At 59.6% G+C, this 17,810-nt stretch carries 17 protein-coding genes; 5 read left to right on the plus strand and 12 right to left on the minus strand.

Translation table 11 applies throughout. The annotated features are described in order from the left end of the window. Positions 1–28: 28 nt before the first annotated feature. Positions 29–1,132: a 3-isopropylmalate dehydrogenase gene (gene leuB, locus ACR0AC_RS18040; RefSeq protein WP_170738013.1), complete on the plus strand. Its 1,104-nt coding sequence runs from the start codon at positions 29–31 to the stop codon at positions 1,130–1,132. A gap of 54 nt (positions 1,133–1,186) precedes the next feature. On the opposite strand, the gene ACR0AC_RS18045 is transcribed toward leuB, so the two are convergent. Continuing rightward, complete coding sequence (locus tag ACR0AC_RS18045; RefSeq protein WP_480875260.1) at positions 1,187–3,373, minus strand: transglycosylase domain-containing protein; 2,187 nt, start codon at positions 3,371–3,373, stop codon at positions 1,187–1,189. Positions 3,374–3,632: 259 nt separating this feature from the next. On the opposite strand from ACR0AC_RS18045, the gene ACR0AC_RS18050 reads away from it, so the two are divergent. Then, on the plus strand, positions 3,633–3,971 hold the full coding sequence (locus ACR0AC_RS18050) for a P-II family nitrogen regulator (RefSeq protein WP_170434072.1): 339 nt from the start codon (positions 3,633–3,635) through the stop codon (positions 3,969–3,971). Positions 3,972–4,005: 34 nt separating this feature from the next. Continuing rightward, entirely contained in the window at positions 4,006–5,316 is a 1,311-nt protein-coding gene (gene amt, locus ACR0AC_RS18055; protein ID WP_480875263.1) for an ammonium transporter, read from the plus strand. 68 nt (positions 5,317–5,384) lie between these two features. Here amt and ACR0AC_RS18060 read toward each other — a convergent pair whose 3' ends face one another. From ACR0AC_RS18060 to ACR0AC_RS18075, 4 genes are all read right to left on the minus strand, one after another. Then, positions 5,385–6,569, minus strand: coding sequence for an amino acid aminotransferase (locus tag ACR0AC_RS18060; protein WP_480585860.1), 1,185 nt, complete (start codon positions 6,567–6,569; stop codon positions 5,385–5,387). Beyond that, on the minus strand, positions 6,569–7,423 hold the full coding sequence (gene sseA, locus ACR0AC_RS18065; protein ID WP_480781901.1) for a 3-mercaptopyruvate sulfurtransferase: 855 nt from the start codon (positions 7,421–7,423) through the stop codon (positions 6,569–6,571). Before sseA ends, ACR0AC_RS18060 begins: the two co-directional genes overlap by 1 nt. 70 nt (positions 7,424–7,493) lie before the next feature. Next, complete coding sequence (locus tag ACR0AC_RS18070) at positions 7,494–7,766, minus strand: CBU_0592 family membrane protein (protein ID WP_170455916.1); 273 nt, start codon at positions 7,764–7,766, stop codon at positions 7,494–7,496. A gap of 4 nt (positions 7,767–7,770) precedes the next feature. Continuing rightward, positions 7,771–8,334, minus strand: a complete 564-nt coding sequence (locus tag ACR0AC_RS18075) for a helix-turn-helix domain-containing protein (protein WP_480875268.1) — start codon at positions 8,332–8,334, stop codon at positions 7,771–7,773. Between the two features lie 107 nt (positions 8,335–8,441). On the opposite strand from ACR0AC_RS18075, the gene ilvD reads away from it, so the two are divergent. Next, positions 8,442–10,274, plus strand: coding sequence for a dihydroxy-acid dehydratase (gene ilvD, locus ACR0AC_RS18080; protein WP_170634564.1), 1,833 nt, complete (start codon positions 8,442–8,444; stop codon positions 10,272–10,274). Between the two features lie 126 nt (positions 10,275–10,400). Here the strand turns inward: ilvD and ACR0AC_RS18085 are convergent, their stop codons facing one another. Both ACR0AC_RS18085 and ACR0AC_RS18090 read right to left on the minus strand, forming a co-directional pair. After that, positions 10,401–10,805 (minus strand): hypothetical protein, encoded by a 405-nt coding sequence (locus ACR0AC_RS18085; protein WP_480875271.1) that lies wholly within the window; start codon positions 10,803–10,805, stop codon positions 10,401–10,403. A 154-nt stretch (positions 10,806–10,959) separates the two neighbouring features. Further along, positions 10,960–11,778: a sulfotransferase family protein gene (locus tag ACR0AC_RS18090; RefSeq protein WP_170455924.1), complete on the minus strand. Its 819-nt coding sequence runs from the start codon at positions 11,776–11,778 to the stop codon at positions 10,960–10,962. 141 nt (positions 11,779–11,919) lie between these two features. Here ACR0AC_RS18090 and ACR0AC_RS18095 point away from each other — a divergent pair, with 141 nt between their 5' ends. Beyond that, complete coding sequence (locus tag ACR0AC_RS18095) at positions 11,920–13,497, plus strand: DUF5928 domain-containing protein (RefSeq protein ID WP_480875274.1); 1,578 nt, start codon at positions 11,920–11,922, stop codon at positions 13,495–13,497. Positions 13,498–13,533: 36 nt separating this feature from the next. Here ACR0AC_RS18095 and amaB read toward each other — a convergent pair whose 3' ends face one another. The 5 genes from amaB to ACR0AC_RS18120 all read right to left on the minus strand — a co-directional run bounded on the left by amaB (position 13,534) and on the right by ACR0AC_RS18120 (position 17,800). Then, complete coding sequence (gene amaB / locus ACR0AC_RS18100) at positions 13,534–15,030, minus strand: L-piperidine-6-carboxylate dehydrogenase (protein WP_480875277.1); 1,497 nt, start codon at positions 15,028–15,030, stop codon at positions 13,534–13,536. Between the two features lie 18 nt (positions 15,031–15,048). Further along, positions 15,049–16,155: a saccharopine dehydrogenase family protein gene (locus ACR0AC_RS18105; RefSeq protein ID WP_480875280.1), complete on the minus strand. Its 1,107-nt coding sequence runs from the start codon at positions 16,153–16,155 to the stop codon at positions 15,049–15,051. Positions 16,156–16,363: 208 nt separating this feature from the next. Further along, on the minus strand, positions 16,364–16,621 hold the full coding sequence (locus tag ACR0AC_RS18110; RefSeq protein WP_170455933.1) for a hypothetical protein: 258 nt from the start codon (positions 16,619–16,621) through the stop codon (positions 16,364–16,366). 13 nt (positions 16,622–16,634) lie between these two features. Further along, entirely contained in the window at positions 16,635–17,330 is a 696-nt protein-coding gene (locus ACR0AC_RS18115; protein WP_170455934.1) for a NapC/NirT family cytochrome c, read from the minus strand. A 32-nt stretch (positions 17,331–17,362) separates the two neighbouring features. Next, a complete protein-coding gene (locus ACR0AC_RS18120; protein ID WP_170455936.1) occupies positions 17,363–17,800 on the minus strand; it encodes a nitrate reductase cytochrome c-type subunit in 438 nt (145 codons plus the stop codon). Between the last annotated feature and the right edge of the window lie 10 nt (positions 17,801–17,810).

Below are 17,810 nucleotides of genomic sequence, written 5' to 3' on the forward strand. Positions count from 1 at the left end.
TGAGCTGTGAAACGCAAGGAGACCCTTCATGTCCAACCCCTCGCTCCTCATCCTGCCCGGAGACGGAATTGGCCCGGAAGTTATGGCCGAAGTGCGCAAAATCATCGACTGGTTCGGCACCAATCGCGGCCTTCACTTTGACGTGAGCGAGGATCTGGTCGGTGGTGCGGCCTATGATGCCCACGGCAAACCCCTGTCGGACGAAACCATGGCCAAGGCGCAAGAGGTCGACGCGGTGCTGCTGGGTGCCGTAGGCGGTCCGAAATACGACGATCTGGATTTCAGCCTCAAGCCCGAGCGCGGCTTGCTGCGCCTGCGCAAGGAAATGGACCTGTATTCGAACCTGCGCCCGGCCCAGTGCTTTGACGCGCTGGCCGATTTCTCGTCGCTGAAGAAAGACATCGTCGCTGGCCTAGACATCATGATCGTGCGCGAGCTGACCTCGGGCGTCTATTTCGGCGAACCGCGCGGTATCTTCGAGGAAGGCAACGAACGCGTCGGCATCAACACCCAGCGCTACACCGAATCCGAGATCGAACGCGCCGCGCGCTCGGCCTTTGAACTGGCGATGCGCCGGAACAAAAAGCTGTGCTCGATGGAGAAGGCCAACGTGATGGAATCGGGCATCCTGTGGCGTGAGGTTGTGACCCGCGTCGCCGCCGATTACCCCGAGGTTGAACTGTCCCATATGTATGCCGACAATGGCGCGATGCAGCTGGTGCGCGCGCCCAAGCAGTTTGACGTGATCCTGACCGACAACCTGTTCGGCGACATCCTGTCGGATTGTGCCGCGATGCTGACCGGCTCGCTGGGGATGCTGCCCTCGGCCAGCTTGGGCGCACCGATGGCCAACGGCCGCCCCAAGGCGATGTACGAGCCCGTGCATGGTTCGGCCCCCGATATCGCGGGTGAAGGCAAGGCCAACCCGATTGCCTGTATCCTCAGCTTCGCCATGGCGCTGCGCTACAGCTTTGATCAGGGCGATGAAGCCACCCGTCTGGAAACGGCGATCGAGAAAGTTCTGGCCGATGGCGTTCGCACCGGCGACCTGCTGGCAGATGAGGGCGTGACCCCGGTTTCGACCACGGAAATGGGTGCGGCGATCATCGCGGCGCTGGATGCCAGCCTGTAAGCTGCCCCAATAGAATTGAAAAAGGCGGTGCCCAGTGCGCCGCCTTTTTTCGTATCAGTTCCCGCCGAAGATATCCCGGATCAGGTTATTGATAGCCCGTTCAAAGCCGCCACCTTGGCGGCGTCGGGGTTGCGGTTGCGCGACCTGAACCGGTGGTTCCGGCACGATCATGGGCAAAGGTGTTGGCGTCATCCCCTCGGTCACGCGCAGCATGGTTTCTTTCCAGATCTCGGCAGGCAACCCGCCGCCTGTGACACCGGACAGCGGCGTGTTGTCGTCATAGCCCATCCAAACCCCCGCCACGTAATCCGCCGTGAAGCCAATGAACCACGCATCCCGCGCGGCCTGAGTCGTCCCGGTCTTGCCCGCCACCTGCCATCCGGGCAATTGCGCCCGGCCACCGGTGCCTTCGGAGACCACACGCTCCATCATCCAGGTCAGTTGTTTGGCCGCGTTGTCATTGATCACCCGCTCACCGATCCCGGTGGTCGTCACCATGACCGGCGTGTCATCGCCCAGCAGCTTCAACTCGGTCAGACCATATGGTTCCACAGATGACCCACCGTTCAGGATACCCGCATAGGCCCCGGTCATCTCGATCAGTGTGCTTTCGGATGCGCCCAGCGCCAGCGCCGGTCCCTGCGCCAGATCGCTGGCAATCCCGAAGCCGCTGGCCACGGTGCGCACATTGTCCAGCCCGGCCACTTCGGCCACTTTCACAGCGGGAATGTTCAGCGAGTTCTTCAGGGCATCGGCCAGCGTCACGCGGCCATAAAACTTGTTCGTATAGTTCTTGGGGCACCAGTTGCCCGACCCCGGAATGTCGACGCAATAGGGTTCATCGACCACAATGTCATAGGGCGAATAGTCCAGCTCCAATGCTGTGGCATAGACGAATGGCTTGAAGGACGATCCGGTTTGGCGCAGCGCCTGCGTCGCGCGATTGAACGCGCCCGACACGCGGGTCTTGCGCCCGCCGACCATCGCGCGCACGGCCCCATCAGCGGACATCACCACAATCGCCGCCTGTGCCTTGGACCCTTCCCGAACCTTCTCCTGAAAGATGAATTGCAGCGCCTCTTCTGCCGATCTCTGAATACGCTGGTCCAGAGTCGTACGGATCACCACATCCTCGGTGGTATTGCGGGTGAAAAACTCGGGCCCGCTGGCCATGACCCAATCGGCGAAATAGCCACCAGCCCTTGCTGCTGCAGCCTCGGACAGTTCCGCCGGGCGGCTGCGCGCCTCGCTGGCCTGCGCGCCGGACAGATAACCCTGATCCTCCATCAACCCGACCACAAGCCGCGCACGATCCTGCGAGCGTTGCAGGCTGTTGGTGGGCGCATAGCGTGTCGGGGCAACCAGAAGACCCGCCAGCATCGCCGCTTCGGCCGGCGAGACCTCGGCCGCGGATTTGCCGAAATAGCGCTGGCTTGCAGCCTCGAACCCGCGCGCACCTGCACCCAGGAAGGCCCGGTTCAAATAGATCGTCAGAATTTCGTCCTTGGAGTATTTGACCTCCATCGCCAGCGCATAAATGGCTTCCTTACCCTTGCGCCATAACGAGCCCTGACGGCAGTCCGACTCATAAGCGGCCTCTGACTCCCACTTAGCCGGGTCGTAAGGCACGCCCAGACACAACAGCTTGGCCGTTTGCTGGGTGATGGTGGACCCGCCATGGCCCGACAATGGCCCGCGCCCCTCGCTCAGGTTGATACGCACGGCGCTGGCAACGCCGCGCGGACTGACGCCGAAATGGCGATAGAATCGCTTATCCTCGGTGGCGATCACCGCGTTCTTCAAATGGGGTGAGACGGTGTCCGCCGTAATCACACCGCCAAACTGATCACCGCGCCAGGCAAAGACCTTGCCGTCACGATCCAACAGCGTCACAGACCCCCGCGCACGCCCGTCCAGCAAGGCATCCACATCGGGCAGCGAGGTGTAGACCACACCGACCGCCAGCGCGATCAGCATCGCCACCACGGCCCCGACGCGCCAGGTCACACCCCAGATCAGACGCCAGATCCAACGGAAAAGACGGCGAAAAATCCCACCGCCATTGCCGCTCGAGCGTTTGCGTGTCTTCTTGCGGGCGGTCTTGCGCGTGGTTGTCTTGCGGGCGGTCGATTTCTTGCCCGCCGGTTTCGCAGCCCGCTTGGTCGCCGAAGGTTTGCGCCCCTTCGACGGGTACCGTTTATCCGCGACCAATGTCGGTTTGCGGCGCTTGGACTCAGTCATGCTCAAACTCTGCCCGGTTATACTTTTGGCCCACCATACCCCGGTGGCCTGCCTATGTTGAGGTCCGATTTACCGGAATTTCCCCTCCCATATCCGCCTAAAATTTAGACGCATGGCAGGTTTTGTGCAAAAATTGTGCAACTTTGCGTCATTTTTGAACCGAATTACGCCCCAAAACCGTTTCTTACCGCCTCGGGTCACGCTCTTTTTCTGCAGGTGCAAACAAGCCGGTCAGACCGGAGAAGCAGAGGGGAAAGACGTGAAACTGATCATTGCGACAATCAAGCCGTTCAAGCTCGAGGAGGTGCGCGAGGCACTGACCCAGGCTGGCGTGCGCGGCATGATGGTGACCGAAATTAAGGGCTTCGGCTCGCAATCCGGTCACACTGAAATCTATCGCGGCGCCGAATACGCCGTGAACTTCGTGCCCAAGATCAAGCTCGAGATCGTGGTGCCCGCCACGATGGCCGACCAGATCGTTGAGACCATCACCACAACCGCCAAGACCGGCAAGATCGGTGACGGCAAGATTTTCGTCCTCGATGTCGAGCAGGCGCTGCGCGTGCGGACCGGGGAAACCAACGAAGAGGCGCTGTAAGCGCCGACACTCACACTCAATCCGAGGAAAACACATGAACCTGATGAAATCTCTCATCCCTGCTGCCGCGCTTGTTGTGCTGCCGCAGATGGGTTTGGCGCAAGAGGCCGCAGAAGGCGAGGCCGCGCTGCACACCCAGTATATCTTTACCACCCTGCTGTTCCTGATGGCGGGCTTTCTGGTCTTCTTCATGGCGGCAGGTTTTGCCATGCTGGAAGGCGGTCTGGTGCGGTCCAAGAATGTGGCCATGCAGATGATCAAGAACGTGGCGCTGTTTTCCTGCGCCGCGATCATGTACTGGCTGGTCGGCTTCAATACGATGTATCCGGGCGACTTCAATGGGTTCTTTGCCCTTGGCGGTCCGACGGTGCTTGATGCGGTGGGTGTTGATCCTGCCGCAGCCGCCCTGGACTATGCCTCGATCGGCTCGGACTTCTTCTTCCAGCTGGTCTTTGTGGCTGCGACCGCGTCCATCGTGTCGGGCGCCGTGGCAGAGCGGATCAAGCTGTGGCCCTTCCTGATCTTCGTCATCGTGCTGACCGGCATCCTGTATCCGATTTCGGGGTCGTGGAAATGGGGCGGCGGCTGGCTGGACGCCATGGGCTTTTCCGACTTCGCCGGTTCGACCGTCGTGCACTCGGTCGGGGGCTGGGCCGCTCTGGCTGGCTGTCTGATCCTTGGCCCGCGTATCGGCAAGTACAAGGACGGCAAGGTTCACCCGATGCCCGGTTCGAACCTGGCGCTGGCAACTTTGGGGACGTTCATCCTGTGGCTGGGCTGGTTCGGCTTCAACGGCGGCTCGCAGCTGGCGATGGGCACCGTGGGTGACGTCTCCGACGTGTCGCGCATCTTCGCCAACACCAACATGGCCGCCGCGTCAGGTGCAGTTGCCGCCCTGATCATGACCCAGGTCCTGTATAAAAAGCCCGACCTGACCATGGTGCTGAACGGCGCGCTGGCCGGTCTGGTCTCGATCACTGCTGAACCTCTGGCCCCGACCCTGTTCGGCGCGCTGTGGATCGGTGCCGTGGGCGGTATCATCGTGGTCTTCGCGGTTCCGATGCTGGACAAGTTCAAGATCGACGACGTGGTCGGTGCCATCCCGGTCCACCTGTTCGCAGGCATCTGGGGCACCATCGCCGTGATCTTCTACGGCGAGGCCAACCTGATCACCCAGCTGACCGGTATCGTTGCCTACGGTGTCTTCACCTTCGTCGCCGCGCTGATCCTGTGGATGGTTCTGAAAGCAACCGTCGGCATCCGCGTGAGCGAAGAAGACGAGATCAACGGTCTGGACATGGCAGAACTGGGTATGGAAGCCTACCCGGAGTTCTCGAAAGGCTAAGCTGCAATCTGCTCAACAAAAAAACCCGGGCGCTCGTGCCCGGGTTTCTTTTTGGAATGTTGTTTGGACTAAACCCCAACGTCAACAATCGCCTGTGCCAGAATCGGCACGGTTGTTGCGTTCAGACCGGCGATGTTCAGGCGGCTGTCGCCAACCATGTAGATGCCGTGATCGGCGCGCAGTTTCTCGACCAGTTCCGGCGCGGCACCAAGACGCGAGAACATGCCCCGATGCTGGGCGACAAAGCCAAAGCGGTCCGATCCTGTCAGGCGTTGCAATTCGTCGGCCAGTTGCTGACGCAGGCCCAGCATGGACAGGCGCACCTCTTCCAACTCGGCGGCCCAATCGGCACGCAGGGCGTCGTCGTTCAGGATCGTGGTCACAACCCGCGCACCGTGATCGGGCGGGAAGGAATAGTTCTGACGGTTGAGGAAGGCCAGGGTCGCTTGATTCAACGCCGTCTGCGCCGGATCATCGCTGATTGCCATCAGCAGGCCGGTACGCTCGCGATAAACGCCGAAATTCTTCGAACAGGACGCCGCGATCAGGCAGCGCTTGACGGACGAGGCCACCAGGCGGGTTGCCTGTGCGTCTTCTTCAAGCCCGTCGCCAAAACCCTGATAGGCAATGTCGATCATCGCCACAAGGCCACGCTCGTTGATCAGGTTCACGACCTCTTGCCATTGCACCATGTTCAGGTTTGCACCGGTCGGGTTGTGGCAACAACCATGCAGCAGAACCACATCGCCTGCGGTGGCGGTTTTCAGGTCCTCGATCATGCCATCGAAATCAACGCCGCGCGTTTCGCCGTCGAAATAGCGGTACTGGACCGTCTCCATCCCCAGATAGTTCAGGATCGACAGGTGGTTGGGCCATGTCGGGTTCGACACAAATACACGGGCCGAGGGGTTGGCCATACGGATCATCTCAAACGCCTGCCGACACGCGCCGGTGCCGCCGGGGGTCGCCACGGCGGCGATATTGCCGCGCGGAACTGCATTGCCAAGGATCAGGCCGATCATCGCATCCGAATAGGCCGGATCACCGGCCAGACCAGTATAGGCCTTGCTCTCCTGCTCTTGCCAGATGCGCTGTTCAGCGGCTTTGACCGCACGCATCACCGGGGTTACGCCCTCGGCATTCTTGTAGACGCCCACGCCCAGGTCGATCTTCTGATCGCGCGGGTCTTCGCGGTACATCTGCATCAGCGCCAGAATCTTGTCGGCGGGCTGCGGTTTGAGGTTCTCGAACATCAGGTCTCTCCGGTTGCGACGGGCAGGGTCGGGAAGGCACCCCATTCCGCCCAGGAGCCGTCATAAAGCGAGTGGTCTTTCTTGCCCATGCGCTCGAGCGCAAGGCTGAGGATTGCGGCGGTCACGCCTGACCCGCAACTGGTGATCGCAGGTTTCGACAGGTCCACGCCTGCGGCCTCGAACACGGCACGGCAATCGTCGGGCGATTTCATCGTGCCGTCCCCATTCAGCAGGTCGCCAAAGGGCACGTTGTGCGATCCCGGAATATGGCCCGAGCGCAAGCCTTCGCGCGGCTCGGCCTCGGTTCCGGCGAAACGGGCGGCGGAACGGGCATCGATGATCTGGTGATCGGCCAGCTTGGCAGCAGCAGAGACCTGCGTAACATCGCGCACCATCTGGTTCTGCACCCGTACGGTCATGTGGCGGTCGCGAATAACGGGGGGCAGATCCTCGATCTCACGTTCTTCGGCTTGCCACTTGGGCAGACCGCCATCCAGCACGGCGACGTTCTCTTGCCCCATCAGGCGGAACAGCCACCAGACCCGCGCCGCCGAGAAAAGCCCCGCGCCGTCATAGACCACCACCTGATGGCCGTCACCCACGCCCATGGCCCGCAGGCGCGACATGAACTTTTCCACCGGCGGTGCCATATGCGGCAGATCCGAACGGTGGTCGGAAATCTCGTCAATGTCGAAGAAGCGCGCGCCGGGAATGTGGCCCGCCTCATATTCGGCCCTGGCGTCACGGTTCTGCGCAGGCAGATACCACGACCCGTCCAGAATCCGCAGATCCGGGTTCTTGATATGTGCGGCCAGCCATTCGGTAGATACCAGGGTTTTCGGATCGTCCTGCATCAAAGCCTCTCCTCAGCGAGCTTGAATTTTCCCTATACCCGGCAGGATAGGGGTTCAAGGCTGGATAGGCCTATTCTGACGCCCGGCGCAGGCGAAAATGCTGAATAATCCCGATCAGACTGATCAGAATCCAGAACCCTTCGATCAGCATCGAGGCAAGGTTGAAATTATGCACCAGCGAATAGACGATCAGCACCGAGCCCAACAGGTTCACGACCGGAAAGGTCAGATCGTCGGAATTCATCATCCGCATCTGCGTTGCAAAATAGGCCGCCACCACGATCAGCGCCCCGAAGGACCCGATGGCGTCCACGATGGTCAGGGTTTCCAGCAAGGCGGTCATGCGGTCAGGTTCCGTTCAGATGGTCAGGCTGTTGCGAATAGTGGTGCATATTCAGAAAAGCTGCCCCTTGGGCACCGGCCCGGTATCCATGCGCCAGATCGGCGGCAAAGCGCAGGCCCTGCCCGGTCTGCAAGGGCAGCCATTCCCCATCGCGCAGAATCTCCAGATCTCCGCTGAGGACAAAGACCTCTTCGGTGACGCCAGCGGCGTGGGGGGGCGACTCGTGGCTTTGATTGGGGGCAAGCTGGACGTGAAAGGTTTCCGCGCCCAGCGCCGGGTCGAAGGGAAAGACGATCTTGACCTCGAGACTGCCGGGAAAGGTGACGGTCTGGAACACGCCCGCTTTGGCCGGATCGCGCAGAACGGACGACCCGATCAACGCGCTCAGCGGCAATTGGAACCCCTTGGCGATCTTCCACAGGGTCGCAATGGTCGGGCTGGATTCGCCCCGTTCGATCTGGCCCAGCATGGCTTTGCTGACACCGGTCATTTCAGCCACTTTCGACAGGCTCAGCCCCGAGGCCGCGCGCACATCCCGTAGTTTCAGAGTAATATCGTCCGGTGCCATATCGCTGTCTTTCGAATCCTCTTGTGCGTTATAGCGCACATGTGATACGTGCGCTATAACGCACAATCTCGACGCAATGCAACCCGAGGCAATAGGGAAACAGCATCATGCCAATGTACCGATCCAGAACCTCCACCCATGGCCGCAACATGGCCGGTGCCCGTGGCCTGTGGCGCGCCACGGGCATGCAGGATGACGATTTCGGCAAGCCGATCATCGCCATCGTCAACTCGTTCACGCAATTTGTGCCAGGCCACGTCCACCTGAAGGATCTGGGCCAGATGGTCGCGCGCGAGGTTGAGGCCGCAGGCGGCGTTGCCAAGGAATTCAACACCATCGCCGTGGATGACGGCATCGCCATGGGCCATGACGGGATGCTGTATTCGCTGCCCTCGCGTGAGGTGATTGCGGATTCGGTCGAATACATGGTCAACGCCCATTGCGCCGATGCGATGGTCTGCATCTCGAACTGCGACAAGATCACCCCGGGTATGCTGATGGCCGCGATGCGCCTGAATATCCCGGCCATTTTCGTCTCGGGCGGGCCGATGGAGGCGGGCAAGATCGATATTGCCGATCTGGACGCCAAAAAGATCGACCTTGTGGATGCCATGGTCGCCGCCGCTGATGACCGCTTTACCGATGAGCAGGTGCAGCATATCGAAGAAAACGCCTGCCCCACCTGCGGGTCATGCTCGGGCATGTTCACCGCGAACTCGATGAACTGTCTGGCCGAGGCGCTGGGTCTGGCGCTGCCGGGCAACGGCTCGACCCTCGCCACCCATGCAGACCGCAAGAACCTGTTCCTTGAGGCTGGTCGGCGCATCGTCGAGATCACCAAGCGGCATTATGAGCTGGACGAAAAAGGCTTCCTGCCGCGCGAAATCGCAACCTTCGATGCATTTGAGAACGCGATGAGCCTGGATATCGCTATGGGCGGGTCAACCAACACGGTTCTGCACCTGCTGGCCATCGCCCACGAAGGCGGCGTCGATTTCACCATGTCCGACATGGACCGCCTCAGCCGCAATGTCCCCTGCCTGTGTAAGGTCGCGCCCAACACCGAGAACGTGCATATGGAGGACGTCCACCGCGCCGGTGGCATCTTCTCGATCCTTGGCGAGCTTAGCCGCGCCGGGTTGTTCCACGAACATTGCAGCACGGTGCACACGCCAACCATGGGCGAGGCGATTGCCAATTGGGACATCAAGATCGCCAACAACCCCGCCGCGCAGGAGTTGTTCAAAGCTGCCCCCGGCGGTGTGCGCACCACACAGGCGTTCAGCCAGTCGAACCGGTACAAGGAGTTGGATACCGACCGCGAAGGCGGTGTGATCCGGTCCAAGGAGCACGCGTTTTCTCAGGACGGAGGCCTTGCGGTGCTGTTCGGCAACATCGCCCGGGACGGCTGTATCGTGAAAACAGCAGGTGTGGATGCCAGCAGCCTGACCTTCACCGGCTCGGCTTATGTCTGCGAAAGCCAGGATCAGGCGGTCAGTGACATCCTGACCGGCAAGGTGAAAGAGGGCGACGTGGTCGTCATCCGCTACGAAGGTCCCCGCGGGGGGCCGGGGATGCAGGAAATGCTGTATCCGACCTCATATCTGAAATCCAAAGGTCTGGGCAAAGCCTGCGCGCTGCTGACCGATGGCCGTTTCTCGGGCGGCACCTCGGGCCTGTCCATCGGCCATGTCTCACCCGAGGCGGCCGAAGGCGGCGTGATCGGTCTGGTCCGTCAGGGTGACAAGATCGAGATCGACATCCCCAAACGCTCGATCCATCTGGCGGTGTCGGATGAGGAACTGGCCACTCGTCGCGCAGAGCAGGACGAAAAGGGCTGGGAACCGGCAGAACCACGCAAGCGCAAGGTTTCTACCGCGCTGAAAGCCTATGCCAAACTGACCACCAGCGCCGCGAAAGGGGCGGTGCGTCAGGTTTGAGTTACAAACTGCTCAACAAAAAACGGTCCACCCATCCGGTGGGCTGTTTTTGTTCTGCTGTGCGGACTTTGCGGTCGTTTGGAACAAACCCTCAAATGGCTGCAGTGTTTGACGAAACGCGACGGTCTATGCGACCCAGGACATTAGCTGATGCGCAATAAGTGCGACCAATCCAAGTGAGCTAGTCCAACCTAAAAGCGAATAAAAGAACTTAAGACCATCCAGCTGTAGCATCACATAGTCTCCCAACTGCATGTTTCGCTTATGCTTCCAACGATCAAAAATCAGAGGAAAAGCCGCCGCAAGACCGTGAGCCAACCCGGTAGGTAGTAAGAGTGACATCACTCCGACACCAAATACACTTGTGGCTACTCCTGAGACGGTCCAAGTTTTGTCGAGAGCCTGAGAAACAGCACCCAAAGTGATTGCGGCGGCAAAAACAGACACCAACATCATCAAGAATGCACCTAATCGCTGCATAGGTGTTTCAGGTGATCCCCACGCCCAAAGACACAGAACCTTTTCGAGCATTGAGTTTGGTAAACCTCTTACTGCATCCTAGCCAAATCGTAGTACCAGCCATTCGTTCCGTTCGCAGCATTTGTTGCGAAGGGCTCAAAAGCAAACACTCACGTGCAAATCATGTTCTAAGCAGATGCATCCCTGCCAGAGGTACTATTTCACCTCAATCACCCAGTTTGGCGTGCACTTCGTCCAGATCGATCTCACCCACGGGCATCTTGTTGGCCGGGTTTTCGAAATCGTATTTGAACAGCTCGAAATCCTGTTTGTAGATTTCATAGACCAGATGCATCGATAGATCGTCGAAATAGTCCTCGACCGGATGCGCGCGTTTGGGGCCGTGGCCTTCGGATTCGTTGAAACGGGGGATTGCGGACAGATCAATGGCGTGTGGGGTCTCAAGACTGTCCAGCACGCCCTGCATCCCATCGTTGAACTTTTCGGTCCAAAAGATGCGATCATACCGCCCGCCATTCACGATGAAGGTCGACACATGCCCCGACATGGCGGACCAGTGAATATCCGGATCCATCGGGCGCCGCCAGCGGATCGTATCGCGGGCAAACAGCAGGAACCGGCGGAAGCTGGCGATCTGGTCGAACTCACCCTTGCCATCATCTCCGCCCACTTCGATCCCGTAATTATACACCAGCGTCGGCACCAGATTGCCCCGATACCTCTTGCCATTGCGCTGGATGCCGCAAATCTTGTCGAAAAAGGAACTCAGAATCCGGGTGTACGGATTGCGCACACAGGTAAAGGAATACGACCCGTGATTGCGCACATTTTCCGCGATCATACCCTGGCTTTGATCGAAGGCCCATTTGTGCATCCCGTCCTTGGCGTCGTGGATATCGCCGTCAAAGAACTGCCCGTGATCCGAGTAATACATGATCTGACCAATGGTCGAGCACGCGCATTTCGGCACCACACGGTAAACCATGCTTTCGCTCTCGGTCATCCAGGTGCCGGGAAACCCCATCTGCGTGCCTCCTATGCTGGTCGGGTATCAGGTTGATAGGCCAGCTTTTGAAATCAAAAAACCAAAAATACTCTGTTTATTCAATCGCTCATCCTCAGTATCACAGGTGCAATCGGGCAAAAACGGAAATCGCGACACCAAATGGCAAAGATTGCCTATATCCTGCTGTGCCACAAAGACCCTGACGCGATCATCGCGCAGGCCGAGCAGTTGACGGCTGCCGGCGATTGCATGGCGATCCATTTCGATGCCCGCGCGCGTGAGGCGGATTATGACAAGATCCGCACCGCGCTGAAGGGCAACCCGAATGTCACCTTCGCCGACAAGCGCATCAAATGCGGTTGGGGTGAGTGGTCTTTGGTGCAGGCCACGCTTTATGCGCTGCAAGCGGCTGTCGAGACATTCCCCCGCGCCACGCATTTCTACATGCTGTCGGGCGATTGCATGGCGATCAAGACAGCGGAATACACGCATAATTTTCTGGACGAGCAGGACAGGGATTTCATCGAAAGCCACGATTTCTTTGCCAGCAACTGGATCAAGACCGGGATGAAAGAAGACCGGCTGATCTATCGCCACTATTTCAACGAACGTACGCAGGCCAAACGGTTCTATGCGGCCTACGAGTTGCAAAAACGTTTCAAGCTGACGCGCGAGATTCCCGAGGACATTCAGGTCATGATCGGCAGCCAATGGTGGTGCCTGCGCCGCCGCACCGTCGAGATGATCCTCGAGTTCCTGCAACAGCGCCGCGACGTGATCCGGTTCTTCTCGACCACCTGGATCCCGGATGAGACGTTCTTTCAGACGCTTGTCCGTCATCTGATCCCGAAGGGTGAGATCGAAAACCGCACGCCGACCTTCCTGATGTTCTCGGATTACGGAATGCCGGTGACGTTCTATAACGATCATTTCGACATGCTGTTGGGGCAGAACTATCTGTTTGCCCGCAAAATCAGCCCCGAGGCGCATGAGTTGAAGGACCGGCTGGGCGCGCTGTATGCCAGCACCGGTGTTGATTTCCCGATCTCGGATGAGGGGCGCAACCTGTACGCCTTCCTGACCGGGCGGGGCCGCGTCGGCCGCCGGTTCGGGCAGCGGTTCTGGGAGGCCGGAAATACGCTGGGTCCCGAGCGTGAACTGTTTCTGATCGTCTGCAAAAAGTGGCACGTGGCCAAACGGCTGGTGGATCAGATCGCCTCGGAAACCGACATCCCGTGCGTCGAGTATCTGTTCAACGAACAGGACACGCCCCTGCCCGATCTGGGCGGGATCGAGACGACACTCAACAAACGCTCGCGCCATCGCCGGGCGGTTGTCCAAATGCTATTTCAGCATTTCGAGTCAACCCAACTGGCGCTGTGTCTGGACCCGTCCAATCTGGACGTCATTCAGGATTTCTGCGGTGACGCGGCCAAGACTCATGTGCTGGAGATCGAGTGCGACTATTCCGACGACTACCTGATTGGCCACGCCCGCCGCGTCGGGCTGGCGGGTGAAAACAGCCCGGCAGAGACGGTTTCCCGCCTGTTGCCCACCTTGCGCAATGATCTGGCCTATGAATCCCAGCAAATCCGCGAGGCCGGGATCGATGGCTATCTGCGCCTGCGCGAAAGCGCCGACCGCGCCGAAAATGAGGCCGCCATTGCCCGCTTTCTGGGTGTGGAAAGCGACAAGGCGCAGTCCATCATGAAGCTGGATTACCTGTTTTCAGACTAAGGCCCGGCGGCACGATCCGCACCGCCGGGACCGTGATCAGATGTCGAACTTGACGCCCTGCGCCAGCGACAGTTCCGCCGAATAATTCACGGTGTTGGTCTGACGGCGCATATAGGCTTTCCAGGCATCCGAGCCGCTTTCGCGCCCGCCACCGGTTTCTTTTTCGCCCCCGAAGGCACCGCCAATCTCGGCCCCGGACGGCCCGATATTCACGTTGGCGATGCCGCAATCCGATCCAGCTGCGGCCAGGAATTGCTCGGCCTCGCGCATGTTCAGAGTGAACACGCACGAGGACAGGCCCTGCGGGACGTCGTTTTGCAAGTCCAGCGCGTGATCGAATTCGTCATAGCCCATCACATAGAGGATCGGGGCGAAGGTTTCGGTTTTAACCACGTCTGTCTGACCGGGCATCTCTACAATGGCAGGTTCCATGTAGACACCGCCAGGCACCCCTGCGGTCACGCGTTTGCCACCAAACACGGTGCCGCCTTCGGACTCAGCCGCCTTCAGCGCAGCAGTCATCGCGGCACCCGATGCCTCGTCCACCAAGGGGCCAACCAAAGTCCCTTCGGCCAACGGATCGCCAATGGGAAGACCGGCATAGGCTTTCTTGAGGCGCGCAACCAGTTCATCCTTGATCGAGTTATGCACGATCAACCGCCGCAGCGTGGTACAGCGTTGCCCTGCGGTTCCAACAGCCGAGAACACAATCGCCCGCACCGCCATTTCCAGATCCGCCGAGGGGCCAACGATCATTGCATTATTGCCGCCAAGTTCCAGAATGCACTTGCCGAACCGCGCCGCGACGATGGGCGCAACTGCGCGGCCCATGCGGGTTGACCCGGTGGCCGAGATGATCGGAACGTTTTCGCTGGCCACCAGCGTCTCACCCAAAACGGCCCCGCCGATCAGGGTTTGCAGCAGGTTGTCGGGTGCGTCGCCAAACCGGGCCAGTGCGCGTTCGAATATTTTCTGACAGGCCATTGCCGTCAGCGGCGATTTTTCGGACGGTTTCCAGATCACCGGATCGCCGCAGACAATCGCCAGCGCTGCGTTCCACGACCAGACCGCAACCGGGAAGTTGAAGGCCGAGATCACCCCGACCGGCCCTGCCGGATGCCACGTTTCCATCATCCGGTGGCCGGGGCGTTCGGACGCGATGGTCAGACCGTACAGCTGCCGCGAGAGGCCAACGGCAAAGTCGCAGATATCGATCATCTCCTGCACTTCGCCCAGACCTTCGGACGTAATCTTTCCCGCCTCCCAACTGACCAGCGCGCCCAGGTCGTCCTTGGCGGCGCGCAGTTCTTCGCCCAGCAGTCGGATCAACTCACCCCGACGCGGGGCTGGGACCGTGCGCCACGCTTTGAACGCGGTTTTGGCATTGGCAAAGATGGTCTCCATCTCAGAGGCCGGGGTTTCGTGCACTTCGGCCAGAACGCGCCCGTCAATTGGGGATTGCACCGTCAGCGTGCCGCCTGTCAGGTCTGCTGCGGTCAGGTCGAGGTTTGCCAGAGTGGTTTCTGCAGTCATCACAACATCTTTCATATCTCAGGCCGCCTTGTTCTGTGGGGTTACGTCACCGGCCCGATAGAGCCGGCCAAATTCGGTGTTCAGGAAATCGGACAGCTTCACCTGCTCTTGCCGGACAAACCCGGTCGAAGGCAGAACGCCGGTGCGCATCAGATCGACGACGCCCAGAACACCTGCGGCGGTGGTGACCTGAATGGCGCTCCAGACCTGTCCGTTGATCTCGCGGGCGAAGCTTTTGTTGATCAGGGATTTCTCGCGTAGCGCTCCGTCGATCATGCCTTTGGCCGTGCAATAAACCAACACCACATCCTGATCGGTACGCGGCAGGGCGGCTTCGAAAATCTCTTTCAACAGATCGCGGCGGCGTTCCAGCCCCAGATCGTGCAGCAGCAGTTTCAGGATATCACAATGGCCCGGATAACGGATCGAGCGATAGGAGACCGCCCGCGCCCTGCCCTCCAGCGTTTCCGGCAATGTCCCCAGCCCGCCCGAGGTATTGAAGCATTCGTATTCCACCCCGTCATGGCCCAGCACCTCATAGTCTTCCAGCGGCGCGGTCTTGACGCGTTCACCATTCACGATGGCTTCGCAGGGATTGCAGTATTCGTTGATCAACCCGTCCGTGGACCATGTCAGATTGTATTTCAGCGCGTTGGTGGGGAAAAGCGGCAAGGCCCCCACCCGCATGTGCAGGCTGTCGATCTGATCGAACTCCGCCGCAAGAGACGCACCCGCGATGCCGACAAATCCTGGTGCCAGACCGCATTGCGGCATGAAGGCGGTTCGGCTTCCGTCGGCCAGTTCGCGAACGGCGTTGGTGGCCGCGACATCCTCGGTCAGGTCAAAGTAATGCGCGCCCGCCTGTTTGGCCGCTTTGGCAATGGTCGGGGTCAGAAAGAACGGGGCTGCTGAGATGACTGCGTCGAAGCCATCCAGCCCCTCGGCTAGCCCCTCAGCGTCTTTCGCATCGATCTGCTTGGTGGCCACGCCCAGCTTTGCAACCTCGCCCAGCGCTTTCAGATCGTGATCTGCGACGGTGACGCTGTAATTCGGTGATCCTTTCAGAAGCGTGGCGATCATCTGCCCGATCTTGCCAGCCCCCACGACGCAAACAGTCCAGGACATTGCGTGCCTCCTCTTTCTGGTTTTCCTTCAAGAGTGGCGCAGAGGATGGTCATTTCGCAGGGGGTATCTTGACGAAAAGCAGGTCATATTCGTCATTATGCCGAGATTTCCGTCATTATGGAAAGCCAAGGGTCTAACAGAAAAACGCCCCGGACCGCAGTCCGGAGAGTCTGATATCAATCCGTTGTTTGCCCGGGGTTGAACGCCGTCAGACGGTTGCGCCTTTCAGCCGGATCATCGTGCCGACGCTGCCTGCACAAACGCCAACCACGATAGCAATCATCAGCTCCAACGCTTCGACATGGGCGAACTGAAACCCGGCAAATACCAGGGTTTCGGCCACACCGACCAGACCGCCCAACATTGCGCCCAGCCACAGACGGCGGGTCATCATGCCAAGGGCGAGGCCAAGAATGCCCGGCAAGCTTAGGATATTGCCGCCGATGGTTCCCAGAATATCAAGCATATCTCGCCCCTTCTCAATCGGTCCGCGTGGACAGGAATGACCGGATTTCGTCGCTGTCGGCGGTTGCGTGCTGCTGCAACGGTGCTTTGCCTTCCAGTTCGGCCGTTACATCCTCGTAGGTCTCAAGGTAGTTGGGCGGCAGGCTGTGCGCGATGCCCTGATGGCAGTCGATGCAGGTCATGTTGTTGTCGATGGCGCGCTGATGCTCGGATGCGGCGCGGGTTTCCTGAATGGTGAAGTCCATATAGTCGAAGTTGTGGCAGTTCCGGCACTCGCGGCTGTCCGACGCCTTCATCTTCTTCCAGACCGCCGAGGCCATGGACAGACGGTGATCTTCGTATTTCTCAGGCGTGCTGATGGTCCCGGCCAACTCGTGATAGACATCCTTCACGGCCATGATCTTGGCCTTGATCTTGTGGTTCCATTCATGCGGAACGTGGCAGTCGGAACAAATCGCCCGCACGCCGGAGTGGTTGTTATAGTGGATGGTCTCGCGATATTCGCCCAGGTTGGTTTCCATCGTGTGGCACGAGACGCAGAATTCCTCGGTATTGGTCAGTTCCAGTGTCCAGTGGAACCCACCCCAGAACAGGATACCGGCCAGAAAACCCGCCAGAATCAGGAACCCGGAACTGAAGGCCACAGCCGGGGTCCAGATCCAGGACCAGAGGCGGCGGATCCAACCGCGTTTTTCAGGAGATGCTGCCATATTGGTGCTCCTTTATTTTCTTGTGGGTTGGATTAGTTGCCCGAGGACGGCTGAAACACGTTTTCGACCAGCGGCGGAGCATCCGCCTGCGGCACGTGGCACTGGTTGCAGAAATACCGGGTGCCCGCGATCTGATCCAACTCGCGCCCTTCGCGATCCAGATAGTGGGTCATCGACAGGGTCGGCGCGTTACGCTCACCCGCTTTGGTCCAGTCATGGCAGGACAGGCACTGATTGGTGCGGATGTCGATCTGGTACTGTTCGATCGAATGCGGGATCAGCGGCGGTTGCTGGCGATAGTTGCGCTGCATGCGCCCTTCGACATTCTTGTGGATCTGATCAAGCGGGATCAGCTCATCCACATCCGCACCCCGCAGCGTTTCCACCTGGGCTGACTGCGCAAGGGCAAACCCACTCAGGAGCAGGACGGGGATCAGGGCAATTCCACCTGTCACGATTGATATTTTCATCTTGGCACTC

This window comes from Ruegeria sp. H7, from assembly GCF_056532945.1.

Bases quoted from the DNA above. Each gene is read 5' to 3' on its own strand.
- leuB (WP_170738013.1), top strand. From the start codon at position 29: ATGTCCAACCCCTCGCTCCTCATCCTGCCCGGAGACGGAATTGGCCCG.
- ACR0AC_RS18045 (WP_480875260.1), bottom strand. From the start codon at position 3,373: ATGACTGAGTCCAAGCGCCGCAAACCGACATTGGTCGCGGATAAACGG.
- amt (WP_480875263.1), top strand. From the start codon at position 4,006: ATGAACCTGATGAAATCTCTCATCCCTGCTGCCGCGCTTGTTGTGCTG.
- ACR0AC_RS18060 (WP_480585860.1), bottom strand. From the start codon at position 6,569: ATGTTCGAGAACCTCAAACCGCAGCCCGCCGACAAGATTCTGGCGCTG.
- sseA (WP_480781901.1), bottom strand. From the start codon at position 7,423: ATGCAGGACGATCCGAAAACCCTGGTATCTACCGAATGGCTGGCCGCA.
- ACR0AC_RS18070 (WP_170455916.1), bottom strand. From the start codon at position 7,766: ATGACCGCCTTGCTGGAAACCCTGACCATCGTGGACGCCATCGGGTCC.
- ACR0AC_RS18075 (WP_480875268.1), bottom strand. From the start codon at position 8,334: ATGGCACCGGACGATATTACTCTGAAACTACGGGATGTGCGCGCGGCC.
- ilvD (WP_170634564.1), top strand. From the start codon at position 8,442: ATGCCAATGTACCGATCCAGAACCTCCACCCATGGCCGCAACATGGCC.
- ACR0AC_RS18085 (WP_480875271.1), bottom strand. From the start codon at position 10,805: ATGCTCGAAAAGGTTCTGTGTCTTTGGGCGTGGGGATCACCTGAAACA.
- ACR0AC_RS18090 (WP_170455924.1), bottom strand. From the start codon at position 11,778: ATGGGGTTTCCCGGCACCTGGATGACCGAGAGCGAAAGCATGGTTTAC.
- ACR0AC_RS18095 (WP_480875274.1), top strand. From the start codon at position 11,920: ATGGCAAAGATTGCCTATATCCTGCTGTGCCACAAAGACCCTGACGCG.
- amaB (WP_480875277.1), bottom strand. From the start codon at position 15,030: ATGACTGCAGAAACCACTCTGGCAAACCTCGACCTGACCGCAGCAGAC.
- ACR0AC_RS18105 (WP_480875280.1), bottom strand. From the start codon at position 16,155: ATGTCCTGGACTGTTTGCGTCGTGGGGGCTGGCAAGATCGGGCAGATG.
- ACR0AC_RS18110 (WP_170455933.1), bottom strand. From the start codon at position 16,621: ATGCTTGATATTCTGGGAACCATCGGCGGCAATATCCTAAGCTTGCCG.
- ACR0AC_RS18115 (WP_170455934.1), bottom strand. From the start codon at position 17,330: ATGGCAGCATCTCCTGAAAAACGCGGTTGGATCCGCCGCCTCTGGTCC.
- ACR0AC_RS18120 (WP_170455936.1), bottom strand. From the start codon at position 17,800: ATGAAAATATCAATCGTGACAGGTGGAATTGCCCTGATCCCCGTCCTG.